The sequence below is a fragment of the Mesorhizobium sp. B2-4-15 genome (assembly GCF_006658505.1).
Lineage (GTDB): Bacteria > Pseudomonadota > Alphaproteobacteria > Rhizobiales > Rhizobiaceae > Mesorhizobium.
The window spans coordinates 92,733-108,507 of sequence record NZ_VFUZ01000003.1; the positions used below are offsets into that span (position 1 = coordinate 92,733).

The 15,775-nt window shown below is 64.7% G+C and carries 16 protein-coding genes; 9 read left to right on the forward strand and 7 right to left on the reverse strand.

From position 1 onward, the window contains the following. Nucleotides 1-30 precede the first annotated feature (30 nt). From FJ930_RS04675 to FJ930_RS04715, 9 genes are all read left to right on the forward strand, one after another. A complete protein-coding gene (locus FJ930_RS04675; RefSeq protein ID WP_141835301.1) occupies nucleotides 31-1,287 on the forward strand; it encodes a flagellar hook protein FlgE in 1,257 nt (418 codons plus the stop codon). Between the two features lie 27 nt (nucleotides 1,288-1,314). Further along, a complete protein-coding gene (flgK, locus tag FJ930_RS04680) occupies nucleotides 1,315-2,769 on the forward strand; it encodes a flagellar hook-associated protein FlgK (RefSeq protein ID WP_141835304.1) in 1,455 nt (484 codons plus the stop codon). A gap of 3 nt (nucleotides 2,770-2,772) precedes the next feature. Beyond that, a complete protein-coding gene (locus FJ930_RS04685; protein ID WP_141835308.1) occupies nucleotides 2,773-3,816 on the forward strand; it encodes a flagellar hook-associated family protein in 1,044 nt (347 codons plus the stop codon). 29 nt (nucleotides 3,817-3,845) lie between these two features. Continuing rightward, nucleotides 3,846-4,193, forward strand: coding sequence for a flagellar biosynthesis regulator FlaF (gene flaF, locus FJ930_RS04690; RefSeq protein ID WP_140607221.1), 348 nt, complete (start codon nucleotides 3,846-3,848; stop codon nucleotides 4,191-4,193). Then, nucleotides 4,190-4,633, forward strand: coding sequence for a flagellar biosynthesis repressor FlbT (flbT, locus tag FJ930_RS04695; protein WP_141835311.1), 444 nt, complete (start codon nucleotides 4,190-4,192; stop codon nucleotides 4,631-4,633). Before flaF ends, flbT begins: the two co-directional genes overlap by 4 nt. Then, entirely contained in the window at nucleotides 4,633-5,040 is a 408-nt protein-coding gene (flgD, locus tag FJ930_RS04700) for a flagellar hook assembly protein FlgD (RefSeq protein ID WP_140742067.1), read from the forward strand. Before flbT ends, flgD begins: the two co-directional genes overlap by 1 nt. Before the next feature lie 14 nt (nucleotides 5,041-5,054). Then, nucleotides 5,055-5,321 (forward strand): flagellar biosynthesis protein FliQ, encoded by a 267-nt coding sequence (fliQ, locus tag FJ930_RS04705; protein ID WP_141835314.1) that lies wholly within the window; start codon nucleotides 5,055-5,057, stop codon nucleotides 5,319-5,321. Between the two features lie 173 nt (nucleotides 5,322-5,494). Further along, on the forward strand, nucleotides 5,495-7,363 hold the full coding sequence (gene asnB, locus FJ930_RS04710) for an asparagine synthase (glutamine-hydrolyzing) (protein ID WP_141835317.1): 1,869 nt from the start codon (nucleotides 5,495-5,497) through the stop codon (nucleotides 7,361-7,363). Nucleotides 7,364-7,555: 192 nt separating this feature from the next. Next, nucleotides 7,556-9,199, forward strand: a complete 1,644-nt coding sequence (locus tag FJ930_RS04715) for an MFS transporter (RefSeq protein WP_141835320.1) — start codon at nucleotides 7,556-7,558, stop codon at nucleotides 9,197-9,199. Nucleotides 9,200-9,225: 26 nt separating this feature from the next. On the opposite strand, the gene FJ930_RS04720 is transcribed toward FJ930_RS04715, so the two are convergent. The 7 genes from FJ930_RS04720 to FJ930_RS04750 all read right to left on the reverse strand — a co-directional run bounded on the left by FJ930_RS04720 (nucleotide 9,226) and on the right by FJ930_RS04750 (nucleotide 15,686). Continuing rightward, nucleotides 9,226-9,594 (reverse strand): cupin domain-containing protein, encoded by a 369-nt coding sequence (locus tag FJ930_RS04720; protein ID WP_141835322.1) that lies wholly within the window; start codon nucleotides 9,592-9,594, stop codon nucleotides 9,226-9,228. 103 nt (nucleotides 9,595-9,697) lie between these two features. Beyond that, complete coding sequence (locus FJ930_RS04725) at nucleotides 9,698-11,083, reverse strand: FAD-binding oxidoreductase (RefSeq protein WP_141835325.1); 1,386 nt, start codon at nucleotides 11,081-11,083, stop codon at nucleotides 9,698-9,700. A 25-nt stretch (nucleotides 11,084-11,108) separates the two neighbouring features. Continuing rightward, on the reverse strand, nucleotides 11,109-12,224 hold the full coding sequence (locus FJ930_RS04730) for an ABC transporter ATP-binding protein (RefSeq protein ID WP_141835328.1): 1,116 nt from the start codon (nucleotides 12,222-12,224) through the stop codon (nucleotides 11,109-11,111). Next, nucleotides 12,221-13,018 (reverse strand): ABC transporter permease, encoded by a 798-nt coding sequence (locus tag FJ930_RS04735; protein WP_141835331.1) that lies wholly within the window; start codon nucleotides 13,016-13,018, stop codon nucleotides 12,221-12,223. Before FJ930_RS04735 ends, FJ930_RS04730 begins: the two co-directional genes overlap by 4 nt. Next, a complete protein-coding gene (locus tag FJ930_RS04740; RefSeq protein WP_141835335.1) occupies nucleotides 13,019-13,888 on the reverse strand; it encodes an ABC transporter permease in 870 nt (289 codons plus the stop codon). Between the two features lie 22 nt (nucleotides 13,889-13,910). After that, nucleotides 13,911-14,987: a PotD/PotF family extracellular solute-binding protein gene (locus FJ930_RS04745; RefSeq protein WP_140779548.1), complete on the reverse strand. Its 1,077-nt coding sequence runs from the start codon at nucleotides 14,985-14,987 to the stop codon at nucleotides 13,911-13,913. A gap of 39 nt (nucleotides 14,988-15,026) precedes the next feature. After that, nucleotides 15,027-15,686, reverse strand: coding sequence for an XRE family transcriptional regulator (locus FJ930_RS04750; protein ID WP_140742049.1), 660 nt, complete (start codon nucleotides 15,684-15,686; stop codon nucleotides 15,027-15,029). Nucleotides 15,687-15,775: the final 89 nt, after the last annotated feature.

Below are 15,775 nucleotides of genomic sequence, written 5' to 3' on the forward strand. Positions count from 1 at the left end.
CAGTGGCATGGATATTGCGGAGACATCTCGATGAGCCTCTACGGAATGATGCGGACCGGCGTTTCCGGCATGAACGCTCAGGCAAACCGCCTGTCGACGACAGCCGACAACATCGCCAACTCCGACACCACCGGCTACAAGCGCTCCTCCGCCGAATTCTCGACGCTGATCATGCCGTCCACGGGAGGCGCCTATAACTCCGGCGGCGTCACCACGACGATCCGGCAGGCGGTCAGCGATCCGGGCGTGCTTCAATACACGACCTCCGTTTCCGACCTTGCCGTCAGCGGCGATGGTTTTTTTGTCGTCCGAGACCCCGGCGGCACGCCTTTCCTGACCCGCGCCGGCGCCTTCGTTCCCGATGCGCAAGGCAGGCTGGTCAACGCGGCCGGCTTCCAGCTGATGGCCTACAGCTACGCCAACGGCGTGCCGGCGGCGACGGTCAACGGCTTCGAAGGGCTGGTCCCCGTCGTCATCTCCGACCAGGGGATGACGGCGACGCCAAGCACCCAGGGCAGCTACACCGGCAATCTGCCGGCGGGTGCGACCCCGGTCGCGGCCGGCAACCTGCCCTCCACCAACTCGGCAGGCGCTCAGTACACCTCGAAATCCTCGATGGTCGCCTATGACAATGTCGGCAACAAGGTGCTGGTTGACGTCTATTTCACCAATACCGGGCCCGGCACCTGGGAAGTATCGGTCTTCGACCAGTCGAAGGCCACGCCTGGAACTTCCTTCCCCTATACTGGCGGCGCGCTGGGCTCGGCCAACCTGACCTTCGACACCACCACCGGCAAGATGACCGGCGCGACCACCGGCGTTTCATTCACCGTGCCGAACGGCGCCAGCCTCAATCTCGATCTGTCGAAGCTGACCCAGCTCGGCACCGGCTTCACGGTTTCCGACGCCCAGGTCAACGGCAACGCGCCGAGCACCATCGACAAGGTCCAGATCAGCAAGGACGGCACCATCTACGCACAGTACAAGGACGGCTCCACCAAGCCGCTCTACAAGATTCCGCTGGCCGACGTGCAGAGCGCGGACCAGCTCAAGGCCCTTCCCGGCAACGTCTACGCGCAGGGCACCGATTCCGGCGCGGTCCGCGTCGGCTTTGCCAATGAAGGCAAACTCGGCTCCATCATCTCCGGCGCGCTCGAGAATTCCAACGTCGATATCGCCGAGGAGCTGACCGACATGATCGCGGCGCAGCGCAGCTACACCGCCAATTCGAAAGTCTTCCAGACCGGTTCCGACCTGATGGACGTCCTTGTCAACCTGAAGAGATAAACCGGGCGCCGCCCGTGAAAGACCAGCATGTCGCTATCCTCCGCATTGAGCATCGCCCAATCGGCGCTTATGAATACCGCGCGGCAGACCAGCGTTGTCACGCGCAACGTCTCGGACGCTTCCAATCCGGACTATACGCGCCGCATCGCCGCCGTCACCAGCACGGCGCCTGGCGCCCGTTCGGTTGATATCCAGCGCGTCACCAACGACCTGCTGTTCCGGCAGAACCTCAGCGCCTTGTCGGCCTATAGCGGCCAGAACGCGCTCTACAGCGGCATGGATCAGCTCGACGTGTCGGTCAATGGCGTCGACAACGCCTCCTCACCCTCGACCGCCATCGCCAACCTGCAGCAGGCGCTGCAGCTCTACGCCACCTCGCCGTCCAACCAGAATCTTGGCTCCGCCGTCATCGACGCGGCCAGGCAGGTCGTGCGCGCCCTCAATGAGGGCTCCCAGGCCATTCAGGCATTCCGCACCCAGACGGACGGCCAGATCGACACGGCGGTCAAGGACCTCAATTCGCTGCTCAGCCAGTTCCAGGACGCCAACCAGGCGGTCATTTCGGGAACCCGTTCCGGCACCGATGTTTCCGATGCGCTGGACCAGCGTGACGCTCTGCTGAAGAAGATCGCGGACTATGTCCCGGTCTCGACCTTCACCCGCGGCGACAATGACATGGTCATCACCACGGGTGATGGCACGACCCTGTTCGAGACGATACCGCGCACGGTGAGCTTCACGCCATCCGCCGGCTATGCCGCCGGGGCCGCCGGCAACACCGTCTATATCGACAACGTGCCGGTCTCGGCGGGAACCGGTGGCAACACCAGCGCCAGCGGCAAGCTTGCCGGCCTGCTGCAGTTGCGTGACGGCGTCGCCTCGACCATGCAGAGCCAGCTCGACGAGACCGCGCGCGGCCTGATCACGGCCTTTGCCGAGACCGCGCCTTCCATGCCCAACGCCGCTGGTCTGTTCACCTGGTCCGGCGCGCCGGCCGTGCCGGCCGCGGGTACCCTGGTCAATGGCCTTGCGGGCACGATCAGCATCAATGCCGCGATGGATCCGAGCGCTGGCGGCAACCCGACCTTGCTGCGCGACGGCGGCGCCAACGGCGCGGCCTATGTCGCCAACACCAGCGGCGGCGCTTCCTATTCCAGCCTTCTGGTTGCCTATGGCAACCGGCTCGACCAGCCGATGACGTTCGACCCCGCCGCCGGGATTTCGGCGACGTCCAGCGTTTCCGACTATGCCGCCAATTCGATCGGCTGGCTCCAGGGCATGCGCCAGCAGGCCTCCACCGCCGCCGATGCCAAGCAAGCGCTGGCACAGCGCAGCGCCGAGGCTCTGTCCAATGCGACCGGTGTCAATGTCGACCAGGAAATGTCGCTGATGCTCGACCTCGAACACACCTATCAGGCGTCAGCCCGAATGATGAAAACCGTCGACGATATGATGACGGCCCTGTTGAACGCGGTGGGATAATCCATGACCTCAGTTTCCTCGGCCGCCATCTCCAATGCCATGCGCTATCAGCAGATGCGCATGCAGGCGGACCTCGTCAAAGCAACGAAGGAATCCTCGACCGGCAAGGTCGCCGATGTCGGCCTGGCATTGGGCGGACGCACCGCCCAGTCCGTCACCTTCTCGCGCGATCTCGACCGGCTGAACGTCATCATCGATTCCAACGCGCTGGTCGCCGCCAGGCTTTCATCGATCCAGACCTCGCTCGGCCAGCTCTCCGGCGTGGCGCAGACTTTCCTGTCCAGCCTCACCACCGCTTCATCGGGCGATAACTCCGACACGCTGACCCAATCGAGCGGCCAGACGACGATCCAGCAGCTTGCCTCGATCCTCAACACCAGCGTCAACGGCGAATACTTGTTCGCCGGCACCAACACCGACGTCAAGCCGATCAACGATTTCACCGCCGCCGGCTCAACCGCAAGGGCGGCCTTCGACGCCTCCTTCGTCGCGAAATTCGGCTTCACGCCCAATGATCCGGCCGCGGCCAATATCACCGCTACCCAGATGGACGATTTCATCACCAATGATGTCACGCCGCAGTTCCTCGGCGCGGGCTGGCAGACCAACATGTCGAACGCCACCGACCAGCAGATCGTCAGCCGCATCGCGCTCAACGAGACCACCGCGACCTCGACCAGCGCCAACAACGACGGCATCAAGAAGCTCGCCATGGCGGCCGCAATGGTGTCCAGCCTGATGTCCACCAACATCAGCCAAGCGGCGAAAGACACGATCATCGGCCGCTCCGAGTCGCTGGTCGGCGAGGCGCTGAGCGGAATCGGCCAGGTCCAGTCCGAAACCGGCATCGTTCAGAAGCGCGTCTCCGACGCCAGCGACCGCATGAAGACACAGGTCGACCTGTTCGAGCGCCACATTCTCGATCTCGAAGCGGTCGACCCCGCCGAAGCCGCGACGCGCGTCGCCGATCTGACGCAGCATATCGAGACGTCCTTTGCCCTGACAGCGCGCCTGCAGCAGCTAAGCCTGTTGAATTACCTGACCTGACAACTCCCAGCGGAACGGTAGAGCCGACGATGTACCAATTCTCCTACGCCGACATCCAGAGCACCTCTGTCGCGGACGCCAAGGACCGTGAGCGTGAGCTGCTGACCCGCTCGATCGACATGCTGTCGGCCGCAGCGGTGGCCGGCCAGGATTCGATGGAGGCGGTGGAGGCGCTGCACTTCACCAACCGGGTCTGGACCGCCTTCGTCGAGGACCTCGGCTCCAGCGACAACGCGCTTCCCAAGGAATTGCGCGCCAACCTGATCTCCATCGGCCTGTGGCTGCTGCGCGAAGCGGAGGACATCCGACAGGGGCGCACCAACAATTTCGAAGGGCTGATCGAAGTGTCCCAGATCATCCGCGACGGCATTCAATGACCAACACGCTGAAGATCTCGCTGAAGCCCAACGAGAAGATCTACATAAATGGCGCCGTCATCCGTGTCGACCGCAAGGTCACCGTCGAGTTGATGAACGACGTGCAGTTCCTGCTCGAGAGCCATGTGATCCAGGCCGACCAGGCATCGACACCGCTCAGGCAGCTCTATTTCATCGTGCAGGTCATGCTGATCAACCCTGCCGGCGCTGGCGAAGCACGCGAGATGTTCCGCCGCTCGCTGCCGCTGCTCATTGCAAGTTTCGAGGATGCTGAGATCTGCGGCACCTTGAAACAGATTGATCGCATGGTCGGCGAGGATCATATCTACGAGGCATTGAAGGCGATCCGTTCGCTTTATCCTCTCGAACGCCGCGCGCTTGGCGGCAATGACGATGTTCCGGGCGCCGCGCGCTCGCTGGCTGTGGGAGCACGCTACTGATGACCGTGGACATGACGACGACGATACCGGTTGGCGCCAACCAGACCACCACGCAGACATCCAAGACAGCTGTCGACTACAACTCGTTCCTGAAGCTTCTGATCGCCGAGATGAAGAACCAGGATCCGACCAAACCGATGGATTCGACGCAGTACGTCGCCCAGCTCGCCACCTTCTCTCAGGTCGAGCAGTCGGTGCAGACCAACACCAAGCTCGACCAGATCATGCAGTCTTCGGCGCTGTCGCAGGCCGACGCACTCATAGGCCGCAACATCACCTCGGCCGACGGCAAGACGTCAGGCACGGTGGCTTCGGTGACGCTTGGCAGCAACGGACTGATCGCAGTGCTGCAGGATGGCACCACGGTCCCGGTCGGCGCGGGCGTATCGATCAAGCCGGCGAGCTAGGCCCAACCGCCCACATGAACGAGGCCGACGCTCTCGACATCGTCCAGTATGCGGTGTGGACGGTGCTGACCGCCTCCGCGCCCGTGGTGCTGGTCGCCATGGCGTGCGGCATCGGCATCGCCCTTATCCAGGCACTGACTCAGGTCCAGGAGATCACCTTGACCTTCGTGCCGAAGATCGTCGCCATCATGCTGGTGGTGGCGCTCACCGGCCCGTTCATCGGTGGCCAGATATCGGCCTTCGCCAACGTCATCTTCGAGCGCATCCAGAACGGGTTCTGAAACCCCTCGGGAAGGGTGCGGCGGCTTCAACTCGGAATGTTTGAAAACGGCGGTCCGCTTGCGGCGGCGCCCGTTCTGGCTAGATTGCCGTATAGCCATTCCCGGCCAGGCGATCATTTTGTCCCGATGACTTCTCGCAAATCCCTGGACCAGCCAGGACCGACCGGCGGACCATGTGCGGCATAGCCGGCGTATGGCGCAAGCGAAACCCTGTCTCCGGCGGCGATCTCGCCGCCGTCGGCCGCATGACGCAGGCGCTGGCGCATCGCGGCCCTGACGACCATGCCACGTGGAACGACAGCCGGCTGGCGCTGGGGCACCGGCGGCTCTCGATCATCGATCTCTCCGAGCATGCGCGTGAGCCGATGCTCACGGCCTGTGGCCAGGGTGTGCTGGTCTACAATGGCGAGGTCTACAACTACCGATCCTTGCGCGGGACACTTGAAGCCGAAGGCAGGCGGTTCCGAACGGTCTCGGACGCCGAGGTGGTTCTCGAAGCCCTGCACCATTGGGGCCCGGACAAGGCCATTCCGCTGTTCGACGGCATGTTTTCCCTCGCCTATTTCGATATGCGGGCCGCCACGCTCTGGCTGGCGCGCGACCGTCTCGGCATCAAGCCGATGTCGGTGGCCGAGACCGCCGAGCGAATCCTCTTCGCTTCCGAGGACAAGGCGATCCTTGCCTGCGACGATGTCGCCCGCGCCATCGATGCGCGCGAGATCACCCTGCGCCTTGCCTGGCAGAGCCGCGACTCCGGCTCCAGCCTGTTCGAGGGCATAGAGCGGCTGCCGCCGGCAGGCCTGTGGAAGATCACCGACGCCGGCATCGAGAAGCGCTGCTTCTGGCACGTCCTCGATGTGCTCGACGCGGCCCGCATCGTCGGCGACGACGCCACGGACGCCGAGCATATGACGACGCTGGAAAAATTGATCCAGGACAGCGTCGGGCTCCATTGCATTGCCGACACCAGCCTGGCCGCGGCCTGCAGCGGCGGCGTCGATTCCGGCCTCGTCACGACACTGGCGAAACGGTTCAGGCCGGAAATGTCGGCCTATGTCGTTGATCCGCGCATTGGCCACAGCGAAGCCGAGGATGCCGAACGCACCGCCAGCCATGCCGGCGTGACCTTGCACAGGATCCCTATCGACAAGGACCGCTTTCTGGAACTCTGGCCAAGGACGATCTGGCACCTGGAAAGCGATGGCTGGCATGCAAGCCATGCCTGCCTGCTGGCGCTTGCCGAGCAATGCCGGACCGATGGCGTCAAGGTGCTGCTGACCGGCGAAGGCGCCGACGAACTCTTTGGCGGTTATGATTGGCAGGAGGCCAGCATGAGGCTGTGGCGGCCCTGGTCATGGCCGGGACGCCTGTTTCGTTCGAAGCGTTACCTCGCCCGGCGATTCGAACGCCAGAGATACGCCCCTTTCCGGACATCGATCGCGAATGCCCATGGCTGGGATCGCAACATCGTGCTCAGGGCGCTGTCGCCGGAACTGAATTTCCTTCAGGCCAAGATCTTCGACCGTTTGGAGGCGTTGCCGTCGCTCAGCGATCGCGCTTTCCTGGGCTGCTGCCTGCACGACCTGTATGGGCACATGCAGGATCTGCTGAACCGGCATGACCGGCTCAGCATGGCGGCCTCCGTGGAACTCCGGGTGCCGTTCATCGAGAACCGGCTGATCGATTTCGCGATCCATCTGCCGAGACGGCACAAATACCGCCACAAGCAGGGCAAATGGCTTTTGAAGAAGGTCGCGGAAAAACACATTCCGCGTGAGAATGTTCATGCCCGCAAGAACGGGTTCCAGGTTTCCGCGAACTTTACCACCGGCACGCAAGGTCTGCTGCGCGGCGGCTTGCTGCGCGATGCCATGAAATGGCCGGCAGCTTCCGTGGACGACCTGATCGATCTGGCAAGGCGCGATCAGGCATCGCGGATGCGGCTGGTGGGTATGGAGCTTTTCCTGCGCCTGCATGCCGGCGGCCAGACCGCCGGCCATCTTACCGAAGCACTGCGGGCCGCCGTCAATGAGGCGGGTTGAAAAGGCTTGGGCGCAGGCGCCAAAGATAGCTTTGCGAGGCTGATGGGCTGCGTGGCCCTTCGCTATCCCCTTGTTGGACCATGATCTTCCACGCAAGACGTTCGCCCTTTGCAGTGTGATGCCATAGTTTCGGCAAACGATCCGGGAAAGGGATCATCGCAAGGATCAGCAGGCCGTGGCAGGGACCCATCCATGATTGACGAAAAGCCGGAAAGCGAGAGCGTCTCGGCGCTGGCGCCCTTCCGGCATGGCATCTTCCGTGCCGTATGGGCCGCAAGCCTCGTCTCGAATTTCGGTGGTCTGATCCAGGGTGTCGGCGCTGCCTGGATGATGACCACCATCGCCACCTCGCCCTATCAGGTCGCCCTGGTCCAGGCCTCGACCACCTTGCCGATCATGCTGTTTGCGCTCGTTGCCGGCGCCATCGCCGACAGCTTCGACCGGCGCAAGGTGATGCTGGTCGCCCAGACCTTCATGCTGGTCGTCTCGGTGCTTCTGACCGTGTTCACTTACTACGGCCTGATCACGCCGTGGACACTTCTGGCCTTCACCTTCCTGATCGACAGCGGCACGGCATTGAACAGCCCATCCTGGCAGGCCTCGGTCGGCGACATCGTGCCCCGCAACAAGGTCCCCGCCGCGGTGGCGCTGAACTCCATGGGCTTCAACCTGACGCGCAGTGTCGGTCCGGCGATCGGCGGCATCATCGTCGCGGCCGCTGGTGCCGCGGCCGCCTTCGCGGCGAACGCGGTGAGCTATATCGGCCTCATCGTCGTGATGGCGCGCTGGAAGCCGGATGTGCCGGCATCGACCTTGCCGCGTGAGTCGCTGGGTGCGGCCATGGGCGCCGGCCTGCGCTATGTCGCCATGTCGCCCAACATCGGCAAGGTGCTGGTCAGGGGCGCCGCCTTCGGCTTCAGCGCCGGCGCGGTTCTGGCGCTGCTGCCGCTGGTGGCGCGCGACGTCGTCAAGGGCGATGCGCTGACCTATGGCATCATGCTGGGCGCCTTCGGCATCGGCGCCGTTGGCGGCGCCTTGATCAGCGTGCGGCTGCGGCAGCTGCTCTCCAGCGAGACGATGGTGCGCTGCGCCTTCGCCGGCTTCGCCGTCTGCGCCTTCAATGCGGCGATCAGCCAGCATGCCTGGCAGACGTCGCTCGGCCTGCTGGTTGGCGGTGCCTGCTGGGTGATCGCGCTTTCGCATTTCAACGTCACCGTGCAGATGGCGACGCCGCGCTGGGTGGTCGGCCGGGTGCTGTCGGTCTACCAGACCGCGACCTTTGGCGGCATCGCGCTCGGCAGCTGGATCTGGGGCGTCGTCGCCGATGCCCAGGGCGCCGAGACGGCGCTGATCGCGGCCGCCATCGCCATGCTGGCCGGCGGCGCCATCGGCCTTGTACTGCCGCTGCCGCAGCAGCAGGTGTTGAACCTCGATCCGCTCAACCGCTTCAAGGAGCCGCATCTGGCGCTCGACCTGAAGCCGCGCAGCGGTCCCATCGCCATCATGATCGAATATGTGATCCGCCAGGACGACGAGGCGGAATTCCTCGCCACCATGGCCGAACGCGGCCGCATCCGCCGCCGCGACGGCGCCCGCAACTGGACGCTGGCGCGCGACCTCGAAAATCCGATGATCTGGATCGAGCATTACCACACGCCGACCTGGCTCGAATATGTGCGCCACAATGGCCGCATCACCCAAGCCGACGCCATGGTCGGCGAACGCTTGCGGGCCCTGCACAGCGGCGACGGGCCGCCGCGCGTGCGTCGCGTGATCGAGCGGCCGACAACCGCCGGCACCGCGTTGGTGATGGCCAAGGGGCCGATCGAGCACTGATGCGCCGCGGAACTGATGTCAGTCGATCAGCCGGCTGACTGGATCATGTAGAGCTTGCGCGTGGTCTCCCGGATCCGCCATTCGCCCTTCCATCCCTGCGGCAGCACGAGGAGGTCGCCCGGCCCCAGCTCGCGCGTCTCACCGTCGGCGCGGCTCACCTCCACCCGCCCCGAAATGATGTGGCATATTTCCGACGAACCCGATCGGTCGGCGGTGAAGCGGCCGGGCGTGCACTCCCAGATGCCGACATCGATGGTCCCGTCCGGGGACTGGAAGAGCGAGCGCGCCGCCTCGACCTGATTGCCCTCGATGGACGTGGGCTTTGGGGAGAACACGCCGATGTCAGTCTTGGAGAGGTCGTGGAAGGTCGAAAGATCGATCAAGTCGGACTCCATGGATCAGAGCAATTCCGGGAAAAGTGCAACGGTTTTCCGCCCGGAATTGCGAAATGACAAAGACTTGGAATGGCTCAACGATTCCACCCAACGCTGAACCGCCCTAATGGCCTGTGATGCCGTCGGCCAGGGCGGCAAGCCTGGAGGTGTGTGCCAGGCCGGCGGCTTCGCGGCGATCGGCGAGATGATAGAGCTGGTACATCGAATGCACGCCGAGCCAGCGGAACGGCTCCGGCTCCCAGCGCCGCACGGTGCGGTTGACCCAGGGCAGGCGCGTCAGCTCCGTGTCGCGGCCAAGGATCAGGTCGGCGAGCGTGCGCCCCGAAAGATTGGAGCTCGACACGCCAAGCCCGACATAGCCGCCGGCCCAGCCGATGCGGGTCGCGGGATCGAGGCCGACGGTCGTGCACCAGTCGCGCGGCACGCCGAGCACACCGCACCAGGCGTGCTCGATGCGGCAGCCCGCGGTCTGCGGCAGGAGCGTCGATAGGATCTGATGCAACTGGTCGATCGTGGCCTGCTGCGTCTGCCCATTGACGTCGGTGCGCGAGCCATAGCGATAGGGCACGCCGCGCCCGCCCATGGTGATGCGGCCCTCGCGCGTGCGCTGGGCATAGCAATAAGCGTGTGCGGCATTGCCGAGAAGCTCGTGGCCTTCCCAGCCGATCTGGCGCCAAAGCTCCTCGGACAGCGGCTCGGTCACGATCTGCGCGCTGTTGAGCGCCAGCCAGGTCCGCTCCTCGCCGGGAATGCCGGCCGTGAAGCCCTCCGTCGCACGGATGATGGTTTCCGCGCGCACCGCGCCCCGGTCGGTCGTCACGCTGCCCTTGGCGATGGCGGTCACCGTTGTCTGTTCGTAGATCGGCACGCCCAGCCGCTCGACGGCGGCGGCAAGCCCGCGCACCAGCTTGGCCGGCTGCACGCGCGCCTGGCCATGGATGACGAAGCCGCCCATGACATTACGGATGTTGATGCGCGCCCGGGTCGCCTCGGCGTCGAGTAGCTCGATGCGTTCAGGGTCTGCGTCCCACGAGCGGATCGTCTCGCATTCCTCACGCACGCGTTCCAGCTGCGCCGGATTGGTGGCGACCGTCAGATTGTCGACGCGGCGGATATCGGCATCGATGCCCTCTTCCGTCGCCACCCGGATCACCTCGTCGACGCAGCCGGCCATCGCCTTCTGCATCGCGGTGACGCCTTGCCGGGTCGAGGTCTTCAGATATTTCTCGCGCGACCAGCCGAAGCCGCCCGACAGCCAGCCGCCGTTGCGCCCCGATGCGCCGAAGCCGGCGAACTCGCGTTCGATAAGCACGATGCGCAGCGAGGGCTTCGCTTTCTTCAGGTAATAGGCCGTCCACAGCCCGGTATAGCCGGCACCGACGATCGCGACATCCGCCTCGATGTCGCCGGGCAAGGGTGGCCGGGGCGCGGGAACCCCGCCCAGATCCGCATACCAGAACGATATGTCGCCGTTGCGCTTGGCTTGCATGGAATGACTTTCGGATTGATTGGGATCAGGTCAGCGTTGCATCGGCCGTGCTGTCGTCGGCCAGAAGCTTGGCGTCGGCACCGTCGAAGCAGAGCTCCACCGTCTCGCCGAGGCCAAAGCTCTCGCCGGTCAGCGGCGAGCGCACGATCGCCGTGGAGCCGTCGGCGAGCCTGACCTCGTATTTCGATCCCGAGCCGAGATAGATGACTTCCGCGATCGTCCCCGGCAGGCGGTTGGTGGTGCCCACCGCGCTCTGGCCAGGCCGTCGGATGGCAAGCTTTTCGGGGCGCAGCAACATGACCGGGCTGGCCTCCCCGGCGATCCGCCGCGGCGCCGTCACCGTCTCGCCGGCGATGCGCAGCGCCGTGCTGGCGCCGTCGCTTCGCGCCTCTCCGCGCAGCACCGTGGAGTCGCCGACGAAACGGCCGACGAACAGCGTCTTCGGTTCGTCGTAGAGCTCGCGCCCGGTACCGACCTGCTCGATCCGTCCACGATTGAACACGGCGATGCGGTCGGACAGGACCAGCGCCTCTTCCTGGTCGTGCGTCACATAGACGAAGGTGGTGCCGAGTTCGCGGTGGATGCGCTTGATCTCGAGCTGGAGCCACTCGCGCAGCTTCTTGTCGAGCGCGCCAAGCGGCTCGTCCATCAGCAGCAGCGGCGGGTCGAAGACGATGGCGCGGGCCAGCGCCACGCGCTGCTGCTGGCCGCCCGACAGTTCGCTCGGATAGCGATGCGCGAAATCGCCCATCTTGACCATGTCGAGCGCCCTTGCCACGCGCGCCTTGCGCTGCGCCTGGTCGACGCCGCGCAGGGTCAACGGATACGCGACGTTACGGCCGACGCTCATATGCGGGAACAGCGCATAATGCTGGAAGACGACGCCGATATTGCGCTTGTGCGCCGGCACGCCGACCACGCTTTTTCCCCCGACCACCAGCTTGCCGCTGGTCACATCGGTGAAGCCGGCAACCACATTGAGCGTCGTGGTCTTGCCCGAACCGCTCGGGCCGAGCAGCGTCATGAACTCGCCGGGCTCGATTCGAAGCGAGATGCCGTCCAGCGCCTTGAACCCGCCATAGGCCTTGCTGATCGACTCCAGATCGATCGCCGCACCCTTGCTCTGCCGTTCCGGCTTCATTGGCGTCCCTTCGGCTCACGGCCAAGAAGAAGCATGCCGCCGCCGATCAGGATCGTGGTGGCGCACAGCAGGATAGTGCCGACGGCCGCGACCGTCGGGTCGGCGTCACGGGTGATGGAGGAGAATATCTGCACGGGCAAGGTCTTGAGATAGGGGTTGGTGATGAACAGCGATACGACGATCTCGTCGAAGGAAGTGGCGAAGGCGAAGAGCAAGCCGGACAGCATGCCGGGCAGGATCAGCGGCATCGTCACGGTGCGGAACGTGGTGAGCGCACCGGCGCCAAGGCTTGCCGCGGCCGTTTCCAGGCGCCGGTCGAACACTTCGAGACTGGCCGAGACCGCGATCAGCACGAAGGGAAGCGCAAGGATGGTATGGGCGAGCACGAACCCCACCAGCGTCCCGACCAGCCGCGCATCGAGATAGACGGCATAGATGCCGATGGCCAGGACGACGCCCGGTACCACCATCGGAGTCAGCATCAGCATCCGCAGCAGATTGGCGGGGCGCGCCTTCATGCGGTCCAAGCCGAAGGCGGCAAGCGTGCCGAGCACCGTAGCCAGCACCGCCACGATCGAGGCAACCTTCAGCGAATTCAGGAAGCTGGAGGACCAGTCCGGATTGGTGAGGAAATTCTGGTACCACTGCCAGGAGAACCCCTGCGGCGGGAAAGCGAGCGATTTGTTCCCGTTGAACGACATCGGCACGACGACCAGCGTCGGCGCCACCAGCCAGATCGCCACCAGCAGGCAAACGAGGCCGAGGATCACACGAGTGAGCGGCTTCATCTCCATTCAACGTCGCTCCGCTTCCCGATAGCGCGAGCGCATCACCGGTGCCGCCAACGCCAGAAGCACGAAGGTGGTGACCAGAAGCACCACGCCCATGGCGCCGCCCCGGCCCCATTGCAGCAGGCTGAGCACCTGGGTCTGAACCAGCGTCGACAGCATGGTCGAGCGCGGCCCGCCGAGCAGCGCCGGCGTGATATAGAAGCCCAGCGCCAGGATGAAGACGATGATCGCCCCGGCATAAACGCCGGGCAGCGACAGCGGCAGATAGACGGTGAAGAAGGCGCGGGAAGGTCGCGCGCCAAGACTCTGCGCCGCCCGCATCAGCCTGAGGTCGATGCCTTTCATCACCGAATAGAGCGGCAGGATCATGAAGGGCAAAAGCACCTGCGCCATGCCGATCACGACGCCGGTCTGCGTGCGGATCAGTCGGATGCCGTCAAAACCGGCCGACCTCAGCAACGAATTGATGACGCCCGAATCCTGCAGCAGGATCACCCAGGAGAGCGTGCGCACCACGCCGCTCACCCAGAACGGGATCAGCACGCACAGCACCAGGATAAGCCGCACGCGCGGCCCGACGGCGGTCATCAGATAGGCATAGGGATAGGCACAGGCCGCACAGACCACCGTGACCCAGGCCGAGATGACAAAGGTGCGCTGCAGCACCGTCAGATTGACGGGCGCGCCGAAGAACCAGATGTAGTTCTGCACGCCCCATTGCGGCTCCGACAGGCTGCGCAGCACGATGGTGAGCAGCGGGTAGCCGATCACGGCCACCAGCAGGAGCAGCGCCGGCAGCGTGAGCGCGTACGGCCTCCATGCCCAGCCCGCCCGGTTCGGGGCGGAAGGCGTCGTCGGTTCGAGCGCGCTCACGGGATTTGCCTCTCTCAGCCGGTCAGTTGCCGGCCATCAGCGCGGACCACTTCTCCTGCGCCACCGCGAAGTTCGGGACCCAGAACTTGAAGTTCTGCTTGTAGCCCTGCTTCTGGCGCTCGGGCGTGTTGGTCAGGAAGGCGGCGACGGAAGCGTCGACCTTGGGCTGCGCGTCGCTGTTGATCGGGGTATAGGACGTCTGCTCGGTCAGGACCTCCTGGGCATGCTTGCCGAGATAGGCATTGAGCAGCGCGTAGGATGCGTCCGTATCCTTGACGCCGACCGGGATCGTCATCTGGTCCATCACCACCAGCCAGTCCTGCCAGGCCGGCGCATATTTGGCGCCGTTCTTGACGGCGGTCATGGCGCGGCCGGTCCACATCATCAGCATGTCGGCCTCGCCGGACTCCGCCAGCTGCTGCGATTCAGCCCCCGTCTTCCAGAAAATGGTATCGGGGCCGAGCTTGCGGACCACGTCGATGGCCTTGTCGATATCGGCCACGGTCATGGCCTTCGGGTCGCCGCCGGCAACCTTGAACGCCTGTTCCAGCAAGCCGCCGGTCGGGCTGCCGGAGCCGTCGATCCCGCGCACGCCCGGGAATTTCTGGGTATCGAAGAAGTCCGCCCAGCTCTTGGGCGGGTTATCCTTGTACTTTTCCTTGTTGTACATCAGCACGACGCCGTAGTTCATCGCCGGCACCGAGCATTCGCCGACTTGGCCTGCCGGAATCTTCGAGACGTCGAGCTTCGTCAGATCCAGCTTTTGGAACAGCTTGCCGCAATAGACGTAAGGCGGCAGGTCGTCGGTGTCGACGACATCCCACGTGACATTGCCGGACTCGACCTGCGCCTGCAGCTTGGCGATCTCGGTCGGCCCGTCATTGAGCAGCTTGACCCCGGACTTGTCGACGAACTCCTTCAGCGCCGCCGCCTGGCCGTCCTGGTAGATGCCGCCGTAGGAGACGAACGTCAGGGTCTTGCCCTTGAGCGACCCCTCCTTCACCTCGCCTGCCACCGGCTTGTCCTGCGCAAAGGCCGCGCCTGTCAGGACACCGAGCGCCAGAGCGGCGCCAAGCCTTGCATATCTCGATTTCAACATGACACTAACTCTCCCATTCATGCCCGCGTTTTGATCGGACTACCTGGCCGCGAGCGGTTTCCAGGCCGTGTATTGATCGAGTTCGGCGCGCGCCGAGGTCGGCGGGGCGATAATCCACATCACTTCGGCTCGGCCACCGCCGATGTTCTCGCTGCGATGCGGCGTCGACGTCGTGTATTCGATGCTGTCGCCCTCTTCCAGGACATGGCGCGCCTCGCCGAGCGAGACCTCGACGATGCCGCGCAGCACGACGAGCATCTCATGCGCGTCGCCATGCGTGTATTGGTCGTGCCCGGTCGAGCCGCCTATGTCGAATTCGCCGACATAGACCTCCATGTCGCTCAGCGGCGGGCGCGAGAGCAGCATCTTACGGCACCCGTCGCTGGGCGGCAGGCTCGGCCGCTCGCTACGCCGAAGCACGCCGCGGTTCTGCGCGGCACTTTCCTCGAACAGCATCGCGACGCTGACGCCAAGCGCCGAGGCTATCTGGTTGAGCGAGGCGGTGCTGGCGCCGGTCAGGCCGCGTTCGAGCTGACTGATGAAGCTGGCGCTGGTGCCGGTCGCCTCAGCGAGATCACGCAATGACAGCCTGCGGGCAAGGCGGAGGCTCTTGAGCCGCATGCCCAGCACCTGATGGGCATGTGTCGCGGCCGATGCGTCGAGCGTCGTTACCGAAGCCTGGCCGGAAGCCTTGCCCATGCCGTCTCCTCACCTCACTTAACGAGATGTACAGTACCACTGTACAGCTGGCAAGCCGCGCATGAGGCCAGGACCGCGGCACTATTCGG